The organism is Achromobacter sp. MYb9, assembly GCF_002975275.1.
In the GTDB taxonomy this organism is placed as follows: domain Bacteria; phylum Pseudomonadota; class Gammaproteobacteria; order Burkholderiales; family Burkholderiaceae_B; genus Achromobacter.
In genome coordinates this window covers 80006-94641 of sequence record NZ_PCOQ01000001.1, presented here as the reverse complement: position 1 = coordinate 94641, position 14636 = coordinate 80006, and the positions used below count along the sequence as shown (strand labels likewise).

Annotated in this window: 11 protein-coding genes; 8 read left to right on the top strand and 3 right to left on the bottom strand. The window is 64.6% G+C overall.

Annotation, left to right across the window (positions count from 1 at the left end):
* Positions 1–33 precede the first annotated feature (33 nt).
* From infB to typA, 4 genes are read left to right on the top strand one after another with little or no spacing between them, the layout of a single operon-like run.
* Positions 34–3096, top strand: coding sequence for a translation initiation factor IF-2 (infB, locus tag CQ050_RS00465; protein ID WP_105554916.1), 3063 nt, complete (start codon positions 34–36; stop codon positions 3094–3096).
* A gap of 23 nt (positions 3097–3119) precedes the next feature.
* Positions 3120–3521, top strand: a complete 402-nt coding sequence (gene rbfA, locus CQ050_RS00460; protein ID WP_006218273.1) for a 30S ribosome-binding factor RbfA — start codon at positions 3120–3122, stop codon at positions 3519–3521.
* 38 nt (positions 3522–3559) lie between these two features.
* On the top strand, positions 3560–4312 hold the full coding sequence (truB, locus tag CQ050_RS00455) for a tRNA pseudouridine(55) synthase TruB (RefSeq protein WP_006218274.1): 753 nt from the start codon (positions 3560–3562) through the stop codon (positions 4310–4312).
* The gene (gene typA, locus CQ050_RS00450; RefSeq protein ID WP_105554915.1) at positions 4309–6132 is read left to right on the top strand and encodes a translational GTPase TypA; all 1824 of its coding nucleotides are present in this window, start codon (positions 4309–4311) and stop codon (positions 6130–6132) included. The genes truB and typA overlap by 4 nt, the downstream gene beginning before the upstream one ends.
* 95 nt (positions 6133–6227) lie before the next feature.
* On the opposite strand, the gene CQ050_RS00445 is transcribed toward typA, so the two are convergent.
* Positions 6228–6626 carry a 4-oxalocrotonate tautomerase gene (locus tag CQ050_RS00445; protein ID WP_105554914.1) on the bottom strand — a complete coding sequence of 133 codons (399 nt, stop codon included), beginning with the start codon at positions 6624–6626 and terminating at the stop codon, positions 6228–6230.
* A gap of 107 nt (positions 6627–6733) precedes the next feature.
* Between CQ050_RS00445 and CQ050_RS00440 the strand changes: the two genes are divergently transcribed.
* Positions 6734–7597 carry a LysR family transcriptional regulator gene (locus CQ050_RS00440; protein WP_105555540.1) on the top strand — a complete coding sequence of 288 codons (864 nt, stop codon included), beginning with the start codon at positions 6734–6736 and terminating at the stop codon, positions 7595–7597.
* Between the two features lie 77 nt (positions 7598–7674).
* Here CQ050_RS00440 and CQ050_RS00435 read toward each other — a convergent pair whose 3' ends face one another.
* Positions 7675–8301, bottom strand: coding sequence for a TIGR00730 family Rossman fold protein (locus CQ050_RS00435; protein ID WP_105554913.1), 627 nt, complete (start codon positions 8299–8301; stop codon positions 7675–7677).
* A gap of 64 nt (positions 8302–8365) precedes the next feature.
* On the opposite strand from CQ050_RS00435, the gene polA reads away from it, so the two are divergent.
* The 3 genes from polA (at position 8366) to CQ050_RS00420 (ending at position 12886) form a co-directional block, all read left to right on the top strand.
* A complete protein-coding gene (polA, locus tag CQ050_RS00430; RefSeq protein WP_105554912.1) occupies positions 8366–11083 on the top strand; it encodes a DNA polymerase I in 2718 nt (905 codons plus the stop codon).
* Positions 11084–11196: 113 nt separating this feature from the next.
* Positions 11197–12039 (top strand): ZIP family metal transporter, encoded by an 843-nt coding sequence (locus CQ050_RS00425; RefSeq protein ID WP_105554911.1) that lies wholly within the window; start codon positions 11197–11199, stop codon positions 12037–12039.
* A gap of 58 nt (positions 12040–12097) precedes the next feature.
* Positions 12098–12886 (top strand): dienelactone hydrolase family protein, encoded by a 789-nt coding sequence (locus tag CQ050_RS00420; protein WP_105554910.1) that lies wholly within the window; start codon positions 12098–12100, stop codon positions 12884–12886.
* A gap of 51 nt (positions 12887–12937) precedes the next feature.
* Here CQ050_RS00420 and CQ050_RS00415 read toward each other — a convergent pair whose 3' ends face one another.
* A complete protein-coding gene (locus CQ050_RS00415; protein ID WP_105554909.1) occupies positions 12938–14599 on the bottom strand; it encodes a Na/Pi cotransporter family protein in 1662 nt (553 codons plus the stop codon).
* Between the last annotated feature and the right edge of the window lie 37 nt (positions 14600–14636).

Below are 14636 nucleotides of genomic sequence, written 5' to 3'. Positions count from 1 at the left end.
TGTAATAGCTGCATATAGGGAAGAGAGAGCCTAATGTCGAGTAACACCGTCGCCCAGTTCGCTACCGAGCTGAAAATGCCTGCCAATGTGCTGCTGGATCAGCTGCGCTCGGCTGGCGTTGACCTCAAATCGGTTGACGATTCCGTCACCGACAGCGACAAGGCGAAATTGCTCGAATCGCTGCGTCGTGCCCACGGCGCGACCGAAGGCAAGAAGATCACCCTGACGCGCCGCCAAACGTCCGAAATCCGGCAGGCTGACGCCACCGGCCGTTCGCGCACGATTCAGGTCGAAGTGCGCAAGAAGCGCGTGTTCGTCAAGCGTGATCCCTCCGAAATCGCCCTGGAACAGGCCGCGTCCGCGCGTGCCGAAGATGAAGCCTCCGTCGAAGACGAGCAGCAGGTGTCCGCGCCGGCTGCCCCCGAGGCTCCTGCCGTGGTCGAGCCCCGCGAGGCCATTCCCGTCCAGGCAGAGGCTCCGGCCCCCGTCCAGGCGGAAGAGCCCGTTGCTGTAGAAGCGCCCGCGCCGGTTGAAGCGCCCGCGCCTGTTGAATCCGTCGCGGCCGAAGTGCCCGCCCCCGTCGAGGCGAAAGCCCCCGAAGTCCAGGCCCAGCCTGAACCCGAACCGACGCCGGCGCCTGCTCCTGCCGAGCCCGTGGCCGACGAGGCCAAGCCCGAAGTTAAGACTGAATCCACCGAGCCCCTGGCTGAAGAAGCCAAGCCGGAACCCGTTGTGCTAGCTAATAAGTCAGAAACATCTTCCTCCCAGGCCAACGCGCCTGTCGCCCAGGCTCAGCCTGCTGCGAAGTCCGAACCCGTCAAATCCGCCGCGCCCGCCGCGTCGACGCCTGCCGCGCCTGCTGTCCGCGTGGGCAACCGCGCCGACAACCGCCGCGCCGGCCCGCCGCTCGCCGCCTCCGCCACGTCGGGCGGCCGCGATGAGGCCCGCCGTGCCGCCGAGGCCGAAGCCGCCGCGCTGCGCGAGATGCTGAACCGTCCGCGCAAGGTGCTGCGCGCCCCCGAGCCGGAGGCGCCTGCCGCCCCCGCCGCGGCGCCCATTTCGGGCACGCTGCACAAGCCGGCTGGCAAGCCGGGCGCCACGCCTGGCGCCAAGAAGGACGCCAAGCCCGCCGCGCCCGGTGCCAAGAAGACCATCAAGACCGCTGAAGTCGCGTCGACCTGGTCTGATGACGCATCGCGCAAGAAGCCCGCCGACAAGCCGGCAGCCCCGGCCAGCCGTGATGGCTGGCGCGCAGGCGGCAAGGGTGGTGGCAAGGGCGGCGGCCGTGGTGGCCGCAACCAGCAGAACGACCGCCGCAACGAGCCGGCGCCGCAAGAATTCATCGCACGTGAAGTTCACGTGCCGGAAACCATCAGCGTGGCCGACCTGGCCCACAAGATGTCCGTCAAGGCCGCCGAAGTCATCAAGCAATTGATGAAGTTGGGCCAGATGGTCACCATCAACCAGGTGCTGGACCAGGAAACGGCCATGATCGTGGTCGAGGAACTGGGCCACGTGGCAATCGCCGCCAAGCTGGATGACCCGGAAGCCTTCCTGGACGAAACCGCCACGGTTTCCGAAGCCGAGCAACTGCCGCGCGCACCGGTCGTGACCGTCATGGGCCACGTCGACCACGGCAAGACCTCGCTGCTGGACTACATCCGCCGCGCCAAGGTTGCCGCGGGCGAAGCCGGCGGCATTACGCAGCACATTGGCGCCTACCACGTTCAAACCGAGCGCGGCATGGTGACCTTCCTTGACACCCCGGGCCACGAGGCGTTCACCGCCATGCGTGCCCGCGGCGCCAAGGCGACCGACATCGTGATTCTGGTGGTTGCCGCCGACGACGGCGTGATGCCGCAGACGCGTGAAGCCATCCACCACGCAAAGGCTGCGGGCGTGCCCATGGTCGTGGCCGTGACCAAGATCGACAAGCCGTCGGCCAACCCGGAACGCGTCAAGCAGGAACTGGTTGCCGAACAGGTCGTACCGGAAGAATACGGTGGTGACGTGCCCTTCGTGGGCGTGTCGGCCAAGACCGGCGAAGGCATCGACGATCTTCTGGAAAACCTGCTGCTGCAAGCCGAAGTGCTGGAATTGAAGGCACCGGTCGAGTCGGCCGCCAAGGGTCTGGTCATCGAAGCCCGTCTGGACAAGGGCCGCGGCCCGGTCGCGACGATTCTGGTGCAGAGCGGCACGCTCAAGCGCGGCGACGTGGTGCTGGCCGGCGCAAGCTTCGGCCGCGTCCGCGCCATGCTGGACGAGAACGGCAAGCCGATTCAATCGGCCGGCCCTTCGATCCCGGTGGAAATCCAGGGCCTGACCGAAGTGCCCGCCGCTGGTGACGAGCTGATGGCGCTGTCCGACGAGCGCAAGGCGCGCGAAATCGCGCTGTTCCGTCAAGGCAAGTTCCGCGACGTCAAGCTGGCCCGCCAACAGGCCGCCAAGCTGGAGTCGATGTTCGACAACCTGGGCGAGGGCACGCAGACGCTTACGCTTATCGTCAAGACCGACGTGCAGGGTTCGCAAGAAGCGCTGGTCCAATCGCTGGTCAAGCTGTCGACCGACGAAGTCCGTGTGCAAGTGGTGCACGCGGCTGTCGGCGGCATCTCGGAAACCGACATCAACCTGGCCATCGCCTCGAACGCTGTCGTGATCGGCTTCAACGTGCGTGCGGAAGCAAGCGCCAAGAAGCTGGCCGAGAACAACGGCATCGACGTGCGCTACTACAACATCATCTATGACGCCGTGGATGAAGTTAAGGCAGCCATGTCGGGCATGTTGGCGCCCGAGAAGAAAGAAGAAATCATCGGCCTGGTCGAGATCCGTGAGGTCTACAGCATCTCGCGCCTTGGCAACATCGCCGGTTGTATGGTGCTTGACGGCATCGTCCGCCGCGATTCCCAGGTACGCCTGCTGCGCAACAACGTGGTCCACTGGACGGGGCATCTTGAATCGCTGCGCCGCTTCAAGGACGACGTCAAGGAAGTCAAATCGGGCTTCGATTGCGGTCTTACGCTGCGCGGCAACAACGACATCCAGGTGGGCGACCAGCTGGAAGTCTTTGAAATCAAGGAAATCGCGCGTACGCTGTAAAGCGTCGCGAGGCATTATTGCTAATGAGCCGTCACAAGTCCAAAGCCATCCCCGGCCGCAATCTGCGGCTGGCCGACCAGATCCAAAAAGATCTGGCCGAGATCATCCAGCGCGAAATCGATATGTCTCGCGCGGGACTGATCACGCTCTCTGGTGTGGAATTGTCGACCGACTACGCGCATGCCAAGGTATGGTTCACGGTTTTGGGCGCCGAGCCCGAAGCCGCGACCGCCTTGCTGAACGAGAAAGCCGGTTGGCTGCACTCGCAGCTCTATAAGCTGCTGCACATTCACACTGTCCCCACTTTGCGTTTCTTCCACGACGAGCAAATTGCCCGTGGTATCGAAATGTCGATCCTTATCGACCGCGCAAACCGGCCCGGCCCCCACTCGGGCGTGCCCGACGAACCTGAAGACCAGTCCTGATCGGGCTGTCGTCACTGCTCTAAACACGGATTCCGACGATGGCTAAACGACGCGGGCTTTTGCTCGACGGTGTGCTGTTGCTCGACAAACCCGTAGGTTTGTCGAGCAACCACGCCTTACAACGCGCCAAACGTGCCATGGATGCGGCGAAAGCCGGTCACACGGGCACGTTGGACCCCTTCGCCACCGGCTTGCTGGTGTGCTGCATGGGACGCGCGACCAAGATTTCCGGCGCGATGCTCAACGCTGACAAGGCGTATCGCGCTACGCTGCAATTTGGCAGCGAAACCGATTCTGGCGACCTGACCGGCAACGTCGTGTCCACCGCCGAACCGGGCTTTACGGTTGACGAACAGGCGCTGCGCGACGCGCTGTCACGTTTCTCGGGCACGATCGAGCAGATTCCGCCGATGTACTCCGCGCTCAAGCGCGATGGCAAACCGTTGTACGAGTACGCGCGCGCCGGCATCGAGCTGGAACGGGCCCCGCGCCAGATCACGATTCACCGCATCGAGCTGTTGTCCCTTTCGGGAACGCAGGCAGAGATCGATGTGGCTTGCAGTAAAGGCACATACATCCGAACACTGGCCCAGGACATCGGGCGCGTGCTGGGCTGTTTCGCCCACCTGACGGCGCTGCGGCGCACGCATGTCGGGCCATTTTCTCTGGAACGCGCCGTTGAGCTGGAAGCCTTGCAGGCCATGCCAGACCCCAAGCAGGCATTGCTTGCACTGAACGAATTGCCGGAGGGCTTGCTGCCCTCCACCCTGACCTTAAAGGACTCGCTATGACTCGCGCCTTGCGCAACGTCGCCATCATCGCCCACGTGGACCACGGTAAAACAACCCTGGTCGACCAGCTGCTGCGCCAATCCGGCACCTTCCGCGAAAACCAGGCGCTGACCGAACGGGTCATGGACTCGAACGATCTGGAAAAAGAACGCGGCATCACGATTCTGGCCAAGAACTGTGCCGTTGAATACGAAGGCACGCACATCAACATCGTCGACACCCCGGGTCACGCTGACTTCGGTGGTGAAGTCGAACGCGTGCTGTCCATGGTCGACGGCGTGCTGCTGCTGGTTGACGCCGTTGAAGGCCCGATGCCGCAGACCATTTTCGTGACCCGCAAGGCGCTGGCCCTGGGCCTGAAGCCGATCGTCGTGGTCAACAAGGTCGACCGTCCGGGCGCTCGCACCGACTTCGTCATCAACGCCACGTTCGACCTGTTCGACAAGCTGGGCGCGACGGAAGAGCAGCTTGACTTCCCGGTGGTGTACGCCTCGGGCCTGTCGGGCTACGCCGGCCTGACCCCGGATGTGCGCGAAGGCAATATGCGCCCGTTGTTCGAAGCCATTCTGCAGCACGTGCCGCAGCGCGACGACGATCCCAACGGTCCGCTGCAGATGCAGATCATCTCGCTGGACTACAACAGCTACGTCGGCAAGATCGGCGTGGGCCGCATCAATCGTGGCCGTATGCGCCCCGGCATGGAAGTGGCTTACAAGTTTGGTCCTGAAGGCCAGGGCGGCCGCGGCCGCATCAACCAGGTGCTGAAGTTCCATGGCCTGGAACGCGTCGTGGTGGATGAAGCCGAAGCTGGCGACATCGTGCTGATCAACGGTATTGAAGAACTGGGCATCGGCTGCACCGTCACCGACGTGACGGCGCAGGAAGCCTTGCCGATGCTGCGCATCGACGAGCCGACGCTGACCATGAACTTCATGGTGAACACGTCGCCGCTGGCCGGCCGCGAAGGCAAGTTCGTGACCAGCCGCCAAGTGCGCGACCGCCTGGACCGCGAACTGAAGTCCAACGTGGCGCTGCGTGTGCGCGACACGGGCGATGACACGGTGTTCGAAGTGTCGGGCCGTGGCGAACTGCACCTGACGATTCTGCTGGAAACGATGCGCCGCGAAGGCTACGAGCTGGCCGTGTCGCGCCCGCGCGTGGTGTTCAAGGACATCGACGGCGTGAAGTGCGAGCCGTTTGAATCGCTGACGGTCGACGTCGAAGACGCCCACCAGGGCGGCGTGATGGAAGAACTGGGCCGCCGCAAGGGCGACCTGCAGGACATGCAGCCGGACGGCCGTGGCCGCACCCGCCTGGAATACCTGATTCCGGCACGTGGCCTGATCGGCTTCCAGAACGAGTTCCTGACGCTGACGCGCGGCACGGGCTTGATGAGCCACATTTTCCATGAGTACGCCCCGGTCAAGGAAGGTTCGATCGGCGAGCGCCGCAACGGCGTGCTGATCAGCCAGGACCATGGCGACGCCGTGGCCTACGCTCTGTGGAAGCTGCAGGACCGCGGCCGCATGTTCGTGAGCCCGGGCGATGCGCTGTACGAAGGCATGATCATCGGCATTCACAGCCGCGACAACGACCTGGTCGTGAACCCGATCAAGGGCAAGCAGCTGACCAACGTGCGCGCCTCGGGCACCGACGAAGCCGTGCGCCTGGTTCCGCCGATCCAGATGTCGCTGGAATATGCCGTGGAATTCATCGACGACGACGAACTCGTGGAAATCACGCCGAAGTCGATCCGTCTGCGCAAGCGCTACCTGCTGGAAAACGAACGCAAGCGCGCTGCGCGCGACGCCGCCGTCTAAGCGGACCGGGGGCAACGCCCCTTGCGTTTCGGCAGTATGCGAAAAAGCCGCGCACCTTCGGGTGCGCGGCTTTTTTTCGTTCGCGGTCCGGGGCGCTACACGCCGTTCTGTTGGTGCCGGTATTCCTGCGTGGCGCCGCCGTAGCCATAGGCGGCCGCTCGCGCGTCGATCACGTGGACGTATGAGCATTCATGCAGCTCGCCCAGGATTTCCTGGAATGACGCGTAGATCTCTTTGATGAAGCGCGCTTTCTCGGCCTTGGTGTTGGTCTCGTCGGTGACGCTGATGTCCAGGTGGAAGGCATTCTTGCCCAGTTCCGACAGCGGACGGCCGCCGATGAACCACAGGTCATGCGGGATGTGCTGCAGCGTGATGGCGATGACCGGCAGCTGTTTGCCCAGCACGGATTGGGTCAACCCGGCGACGGCGTCGACGACGCGGCGGTTGATGGCAGCATTGGAGGCGCCGGAGAGGTGAACGACGATGTGAGGCATGAGAAGCTCCTGAGCGGGTAGGTGTGAAGGCAGTTTAGGAGCCCAGTTGACATCGGAAAAGCGGGAAATTACGATTCTATCCATCGTTTAATCCGTTGGATGGGCCCATGTCGGGATTTGATCTGGACCAGTTGCGCACGCTGGTTGCCGTGCTGGAGTCCGGCAGCCTGACGGCGGCGGCGCCAAAGGTATTCCTGTCGCAATCTTCCGTTAGCGAACAAATGCGCAAATTGGAAGATCGCGCGGGCCAGCCGTTGCTGGTGCGCGGTAAAGCGGGGGTGACGGCGACGCCCGCCGGCGAACGCCTGTTGGCCCATGCGCGCGCCATCCTGGCGTTGAGCGACGAAGCGTACCGTGACCTGCGGGGCGTGTCGCTGCGGGGCGAGCTTCGGCTGTGCATCACGGACTATTTCCGCCCGGGCGATGTGGCGCGCATGCTGCGGCGCCTGAACGAGCAGTATCCGCAGGTGCGCCTGCATGTGACGATCATGAAGAGCGGCGCCATCGAGGCCGCTTATGAACGCGGCGAGATCGACGTGGGCATATCGATGTCGATCCAGGAGCGCGGCGCGCCCCGCGCGCGGGCGCAAGGAGAATTGCTGCGCCGCGAATCCTTGCTATGGATGGGGGCGGAGGGCGCGGCCGCGCCGGCCGGCGAGCCCTTGGCGTTGCTGGTGCTGCCGGAAACATGCGCCTTGCGGCAGTACGTCGAGCGGCTGCTGTCGCGCCGCGGCGTGCCGTACTCGGTGGCGCACGTGGCCTCGGGCGTGGCGGGATTGCAGTTGGCCATTTCGGCGGGATTGGGCGTGGCCTGCCTGAACGAATCGGCGTTGGCCCCAGGCGTCGCGCGGCTGCATGCCCCGGGCTTGCCGGCGTTGCCGATGGTGGAATTCCGCCTGTTGCCCGCCCGGCCCGGCGAAAGCGAATTCATGGGGTTGGCGCGCGACGCCATCGTTCGCGCGATGCGCTGACGATCGCGTCAGCCGCGCAACCATTCCGGAAGTAAAAAATGCCCCGTAGGGGCATTTTTCATGGGGCCGGCGAAAGATCAGGCCGGCAAGGAAGGCGCGTACTGCGCGTCCGAGCTGATCTTTTCGTGGAACTCGACCACGCGGCGCACCACCTTGACGGGATCGTCCTCGATGATGAAAAGGTCCAGGTCGTGCGCGCCAATCATGCCGTTGCCCAGCACTTGGCCGCCCAACCATTCCACCAGGCCGGACCAGTATTCGCTGCCCACCAGCACGATGGGCGCGGGCGGGACCTTGCCCGTCTGGATCAGCGTCAACGCTTCGAAGAGCTCGTCCAGGGTGCCGAAGCCGCCCGGCATCGCCACGTAGGCGAAGCTGTGCATGAAGAACGTGGCCTTGCGCGAAAAGAAATACTCGAACGACAGGCTGATGGTCTGGTATTCGTTATTGTGCGCTTCGTGCGGCAGGCTGATGTTCAACCCGATGCTGGTGCCGCCCGCTTCGAATGCGCCTTTATTGGCTGCCTCCATGATGCCGGGGCCGCCCCCGGCGATGACCGCGAAACCGGCGCCAGCAAGGGCGGCCGATATGGCGATGGTGGTTTCATAGTGGGGGGAATTGCGACTGACTCGTGCACTGCCGAAGACGCTGACTGCGGGCCCGATGTTCGCGAGCTTGTCTGCCGCCGTCCGTATCTCTGACATAATCAGCGGAATTTGTTTGTTGGCGGGTGTTTCCGCAGTTATTGCCATATCTGCCTTTGTAACCATGAAAAAAACCTTATTACTGGTCGACGGTTCAAGTTACTTGTACCGTGCTTTCCACGCTATGCCTGATTTGCGCAATGCGCAAGGCGAACCTACGGGTGCGCTCTATGGCGTGGTGAACATGTTGCGCAAGCTTGTATCTGACCACAAGGCAGAGTATGCCGCATGTATTTTCGATGCCCGTGGCAAGACCTTTCGGGACGATTTGTATCCCGAGTACAAGTCGCACCGTCCGCCCATGCCGGAAGACCTGGCCGCGCAGATCGAACCCATCCACCGCGCCGTGCGCGCGCTGGGCTGGCCGGTGCTGGCCATCGAGGGCGTCGAAGCGGACGACGTGATCGGCACCTTGGCCAAGCGCGCGGCCGAACACGACGTGCACACCATCGTCTCCACCGGCGACAAGGACCTGGCGCAACTGGTCAACAGCCACGTCACCCTGGTCAACACCATGACCGGCGAAGTGCTTGACGAACCCGGCGTGGTCAACAAATTCGGCGTGCCGCCGGACCGCATCGTCGACTATCTGATGCTGGTGGGCGACACGGTGGACAACGTGCCGGGCGTCACCAAGGTCGGCCCCAAGACCGCGGTCAAGTGGCTGACGGAATTCGGGTCCATCGACAAGCTGGTCGAAGGTGCCGAAGGCATCAAGGGCGTGGCGGGCAGCAACCTGCGCGAGGCCATCCCGAACTTCCCGCTGACGCGCCAGTTGCTGACCGTGAAGTACGACTGCGACCTGACCGGCCATGTGGAAAGCGTGGATGACCTGACGCCGCGGGAACGCGACGACGCCACGCTGACCGAACTGTACGAACGCTACGGGTTCCGCACGTGGCTGCGCGATCTGACCGGCGACGCCGAGCGCGTGCCGACCGGCGATGCGCGCATCGCGGCGGACGTGCCCGCGGCCCCCGCCGAACTGGATTACCGCATCATTTCCGACTGGGCGGAATTCGACGCCTGGCTGGAAAAGCTGCAGGGCGCATCCCTGGTGGCGCTGGATACCGAGACCACGTCGCTGGACCAGATGCAGGCCAAGCTTGTCGGCCTGTCGCTGGCGGTGGAGCCGGGCGTGGCCTGCTACATCCCCGTGGCGCATCGCGGCCCCGACGGCGCGACCCAGTTGCCCAAGGCCGAGGTACTGGCGCGCCTGAAGCCGTGGCTTGAAGACGCCTCGCGCGCCAAGCTGCTGCATCACGCCAAGTACGACGCCCATGTGTTCGCGAATGAAGGCATCCGGCTGGCGGGCATTGCCGAAGACACGATGCTTGAAGCGTATGTGCTGGAATCCCATCGCGGCGTGGGTTTGAACGATCTGGCCCAGCGCTATCTGGGCCGCAGCGGCGTGTCCTACGAGGACCTGTGCGGCAAGGGCGCCAAGCAGATCGGCTTTGACGAAGTGGCGGTCGACAAGGCCGGCCACTATGCCGCCGAGGACGCAGATTTCACCTTGCAGCTGCATCAGGTGCTGCGCCCGATGGTGGCGGCCGACGAAGGGCTGAACCGCGTCTACCAGCTTGAGATCCGGGTGTCGGCGGTGCTGACCACCATCGAGCGCAACGGTGTGAAGGTGGATGCCGCCGAACTGGGCCGCCAAAGTCACAAGCTGGGCCAGGAAATGTTGCGCCTGGAGCAAAAGGCCTATGAGCTGGCCGGCCAGCCCTTCAATCTGAATTCCCCCAAGCAATTGGGTGAAATCCTGTTCGACCGCATGCAGTTGCCGGTGGTCCGCAAGACTGCGGGCGGCGCGCCGTCCACGGACGAAGACGTGCTGACCAAGCTGGCGCTGGACTATCCGCTGCCGCAGGTGCTGCTGGAATACCGGGGCCTGTCCAAGCTGAAGTCGACCTACACGGACAAGCTGCCGCGCATGATCAACCCGGACACGGGGCGCGTGCACACGCGCTATGCGCAGGCGGCGGTGATCACGGGTCGCCTGGCCTCGTCCGATCCCAATCTGCAGAACATCCCGGTCCGCACCGAGGCCGGTCGCCGCGTGCGCGAGGCCTTCATCGCCGAACAGGGCTTGCTGCTGTCGGCCGACTATTCGCAGATCGAGCTGCGCATCATGGCGCACGTCTCCGACGACGCCAATCTGCAGCGCGCCTTCGCCGCCGGCGAGGACATCCACCGTGCCACGGCGTCCGAGGTGTTCGGCGTGCCGCTGGCGGACGTGTCGACCGAGCAGCGCCGCGCCGCCAAGGCAATCAACTTCGGCCTGATCTACGGCATGGGCGTGTTTGGCCTGGCGTCCAACCTGGGTATCACGCGTGACGCGGCGCAGGCGTATATCGACCGCTATTTCGCCCGCTATCCCGGCGTGGCGATGTACATGGAAAATACGCGCCGGCTGGCGCGCGAGCAGGGCTACGTGGAAACGGTGTTCGGGCGCCGCCTGCAATTGCCGGAAATCCGCGGCGCCTCGGGCCCGCGCCGGCAGGGCGCCGAGCGGGCGGCCATCAATGCGCCCATGCAGGGCACGGCTGCCGACCTTATCAAGATGGCCATGGTGGCCGTGCAAGATTGGCTGGAAGCCGAAAAGCTGCAGACGCGCATGATCATGCAAGTGCACGACGAACTGGTGCTGGAAGCGCCGGACGCCGAGATCGAGCGGGTCAAGGAAGCACTGCCGCGCCTGATGTGCAATGTTGCCGAGTTGCGCGTGCCGCTGGTGGCCGAGGTGGGCATGGGCAAGAACTGGGAACAGGCGCACTAAGCCCGGCGCCCGGTCTCTGAACACAGGTGGGCCGCCCTTGGGCGGCCCATTTCCGATTTTGGGATTGCAACAATATAATGTTGCGCTTCCCCCGCCTATATTGCGTCCCCAAAATGTTGCTGCTCTGGGTCCTGCTTGCCACTGTCACCGGTGGTCTTATCGCCGTCCTTGTCGCCAGCTGGCTGGCCTACAAGGTGTTCGCCCAATACCTGCATCACATGGTGAGCCTGTCGGTGGGCGTGCTGTTGTCGGTGGCGCTGCTGCATTTGCTGCCCGAAGCCTTCGAGGGCGGGGTAAGCGACGCCCATACGCTCTTCGGGTTGATGCTGGCGTCGCTGATCGGTTTCTTCGTGCTGGAGAAGATCGCGCTGTTGCGCCATAGCCATCACCATGAGGGCGACGGCCACCACCATCACAAGGGCCACGACCACCACGAAGCGGGGCGGGGCGGGGTGTTGATCCTGATCGGCAGTTCGCTGCACAACTTGTGCGATGGCGTACTGGTGGCGGCGGCCTTCCTGACGGATCCGCTGCTGGGCGTGTTGACGGCCGCCTCGATCATCGTGCACGAAGTGCCGCACAAGCTCAGCGATTTCGTCGTGCTGCTCAATGCGGGGCTGGCGCGCCGCCGGGCGTTTTTCCTGATCCTGTTCACCAGCTTGTGTTCAGCCGTGGGCGGCATAATAGGGTACTTCGTGCTTCAGCAAGCGCAGGGCTGGGTGCCCTATGTGCTGGTGATTGCCGCCAGCAGCTTCCTTTACATTTCGGTGGCCGACCTGATGCCGCAGATGCACGAACGGGTATCCCTTTCGGATGCCGTCCCGCAGTTGCTGCTGGTGGGCGTGGGCGTGGCGCTGATCTACAGCGTGACGACCCTGATGCACCATGGGCACGAGCACGTGGCCGATCCTGGCCCCGGCACGCCCCATGCGGAGCACGTTCACCCGGCGCACTAGGCAGGACGCGCGCGAAACGGGAGACCCGGTGTCGTTGATCCCTACACAGGAGTACTCCATGAGTTTTTCCGCCGCCGCCGGCAACGTCGCGCCCACCGTCATCCATACGGACACGCAGGGCCTCGTCCACGGGGATTTCAAGCTACCCGTGGCCGATGGCTCCATCGCCGCCTACTACGCCGCGCCCGAAGGCCGCCGCGACCTGCCCATCGTGCTGGTCGTGCAGGAGATCTTCGGCGTGCACGAGCACATCAAGGACATCTGCCGCCGCGTCGCCAAGGCCGGCTACCTGGCCGTGGCCGCCAACCTGTACGAGCGACAGGGCGACGCGTCGGTCTATACCGACATCCCGAAGCTCATCGCCGAGCTGGTCAGCAAGGTGCCTGACGAGCAGGTGTTCGCCGACCTGGATGCCAGCGTGGCCTGGGCCGCCCAAAACGGCGGCGACGCCCGCCGCGTGGCGGTCACGGGATTTTGCTGGGGTGGGCGCCTGACGTGGATGTACGCCGCGCACAATCCCGACGTGCGTGCCGCCGTGGCGTGGTACGGCAAGCTCAGCACCGGCCACGGCCCGCTGATCAAACGCGTCGCTTTCGATGTGGTCGATGAGCTGCACGGCCCGGTGCTTGGGCTGTACGGCGCCCAGGACGCCAGCATCCCGTTGGCCGACATCGATACGATGAAGACCAAACTGGCCAACGGCAATGCCGCCGCCAAACAGTCGGAATTCGTGGTGTACCCCGACGCCGACCACGCCTTCATGGCGGACTACCGGGCCAGCTACAAGCCCGAGGCCGCGAAAGACGGCTGGAAGCGGATGCTGGAATGGTTCCAGCGATATCTGTAGGCGTGCGACCGTAGGACGGGGCATCGCGCAAAGTAGGCATGCGCCCGGATTCTAGTTTCCGGCCTCTCGCAGTCGGCTGGGCAGCAACTCGCCGTGGCGGGCCAGTAGCGGATAAGCCGCCGCGCCCACCAGATGTGAGTTGATTCCCTTCATGTCCCGCAGGATGTCCAGGTAGAGCGAGCCGACTTCGGCGGCGTCGACCTGGCCCGCCTTGATCTTCTGCAAGTGCGTGTCCGAAGCCTGGGTTTCGATCGTGCGGAAGCGGTTCTTCTCGCCGGCCAGGGCGCGGGCCTGGCGCAGGTCGTCGTTGACGAAAAGCGCGGCCGCCTGGCGTTCGTTGGCGATCAACTGGCCCAGGGTGTCGTCCAGGCTGGCGCGCTGCTCGGGCGAGAAGGTCCAGCCCTGCTTGCGCAGCTTGGCGATGTGGCTCAGCAGGCCGTGATGGGCGATGTCGCCGGCATGGCCGATATTGCTGGTGAAGGCCAGGATGTCATCCATGCGCTGGACATCGTCGCGGGTCATGTTTTCCTGGTCCAGCGTGGCCAGATAGGTCGTGATGGCGTTTTCAAGCTTGTCCAGCGCGGCGTCCAGCTGGCGCGCCTGCACCATCCGGTGCCGGTTGTCGCGCTTGAATCCGGCGCGGGCGTACAGCAGCAGCGTCTGCACCATGTCGGCCATGCGCAGGGCTTCGCGGGCCGCATTGCCCAGCGCCACGGCCGGCACGTCGTGCGCCCATTCGTCCAGGTATTGGGGGCGGGACGGGTCGTTGGGATCGGCGCGCTTGGGCAGCCAGCGGGTGAGCAGGGCGGCGTAGGGGGTCAAGAGCGGCAGGAACACCAGGGCGATCACCGCATTGAACAGCGTGTGGAAGTTGGCGACGGCGCGGGCCGGGTCGCTGGCCATGCCGCTCATCAGCGGCTGCAGCACCGGCAGCAGCAACAAACCGGCCAGCACGCCCAGTACCCGGGTCAACAGGTTGCCCAACGGCAGCCGGCGCGCGGCGGGGTCGTCGCCCGTCACGCCTTCGATCATCGGATTGATGGCCGTGCCCAGGTTGGCGCCCAGCACCAGCGCGAAGGCCACATGGGGCGCAACCATATGGTGGCTGGCCAGCGACATCACCAGCACCACCACCGCCACGCTGGAGTGCGCGGCCCAGGTGAAGGCGGCTGACAGCAGCACCGCGGCCACTGGCTGGGTGGCCAGGGCATCCAGGATCATGCCCAGCATGGGGGCGGTCTGGAAGGGTTCGAACAGTTCGACCAACTGGTGCAAAGAGAGCAGCAACAGCCCCAGGCCGATGAACACCCGGCCCAGGTCGCGCGTGCGGCCGGGCGGATAGCGGCGGAACATCCAGACGCCCGCCAGGATCAGGATCGGGGCGAGCGAGGTCAGGTCGAAGGACAGCAACTGGACGATCAGCGTGGTGCCGACATTGGCCCCCAGCATGGCGGCCAGGGCGGGCACCAGGCCCACGACCCCACCGGCGGCAAAGCCGGTGATCATCAGGCCGGTGGCCGTGCTGCTTTGCAAGGCGGCGGTAATGCCCAGACCGGCAGCGAAGGCCCGCAGACGCGTGCCCAAGGCCTTGCCCAGCGCCGCGCCCAAGGCCGCGCCGAAAGCGCGCTGGACGCCGGTTTGCACCATGTGCACGCCCCAAAGGAGCAAGGCGACATAGCCGGCGAAGTCAAGCAGGGTAATAAGTCCAGACATCCAGGGGTGTTCCCTTCTTTTTATGACATGAAATAAT

Excerpts from the sequence above, each read along its gene's own strand:
- infB (WP_105554916.1), top strand. The coding sequence starts at position 34 with ATGTCGAGTAACACCGTCGCCCAGTTCGCTACCGAGCTGAAAATGCCT.
- CQ050_RS00440 (WP_105555540.1), top strand. The coding sequence starts at position 6,734 with ATGTCGGGATTTGATCTGGACCAGTTGCGCACGCTGGTTGCCGTGCTG.
- CQ050_RS00435 (WP_105554913.1), bottom strand. The coding sequence starts at position 8,301 with ATGTCAGAGATACGGACGGCGGCAGACAAGCTCGCGAACATCGGGCCC.
- rbfA (WP_006218273.1), top strand. The coding sequence starts at position 3,120 with ATGAGCCGTCACAAGTCCAAAGCCATCCCCGGCCGCAATCTGCGGCTG.
- CQ050_RS00415 (WP_105554909.1), bottom strand. The coding sequence starts at position 14,599 with ATGTCTGGACTTATTACCCTGCTTGACTTCGCCGGCTATGTCGCCTTG.
- truB (WP_006218274.1), top strand. The coding sequence starts at position 3,560 with ATGGCTAAACGACGCGGGCTTTTGCTCGACGGTGTGCTGTTGCTCGAC.
- CQ050_RS00445 (WP_105554914.1), bottom strand. The coding sequence starts at position 6,626 with ATGCCTCACATCGTCGTTCACCTCTCCGGCGCCTCCAATGCTGCCATC.
- polA (WP_105554912.1), top strand. The coding sequence starts at position 8,366 with ATGAAAAAAACCTTATTACTGGTCGACGGTTCAAGTTACTTGTACCGT.
- typA (WP_105554915.1), top strand. The coding sequence starts at position 4,309 with ATGACTCGCGCCTTGCGCAACGTCGCCATCATCGCCCACGTGGACCAC.
- CQ050_RS00420 (WP_105554910.1), top strand. The coding sequence starts at position 12,098 with ATGAGTTTTTCCGCCGCCGCCGGCAACGTCGCGCCCACCGTCATCCAT.
- CQ050_RS00425 (WP_105554911.1), top strand. The coding sequence starts at position 11,197 with ATGTTGCTGCTCTGGGTCCTGCTTGCCACTGTCACCGGTGGTCTTATC.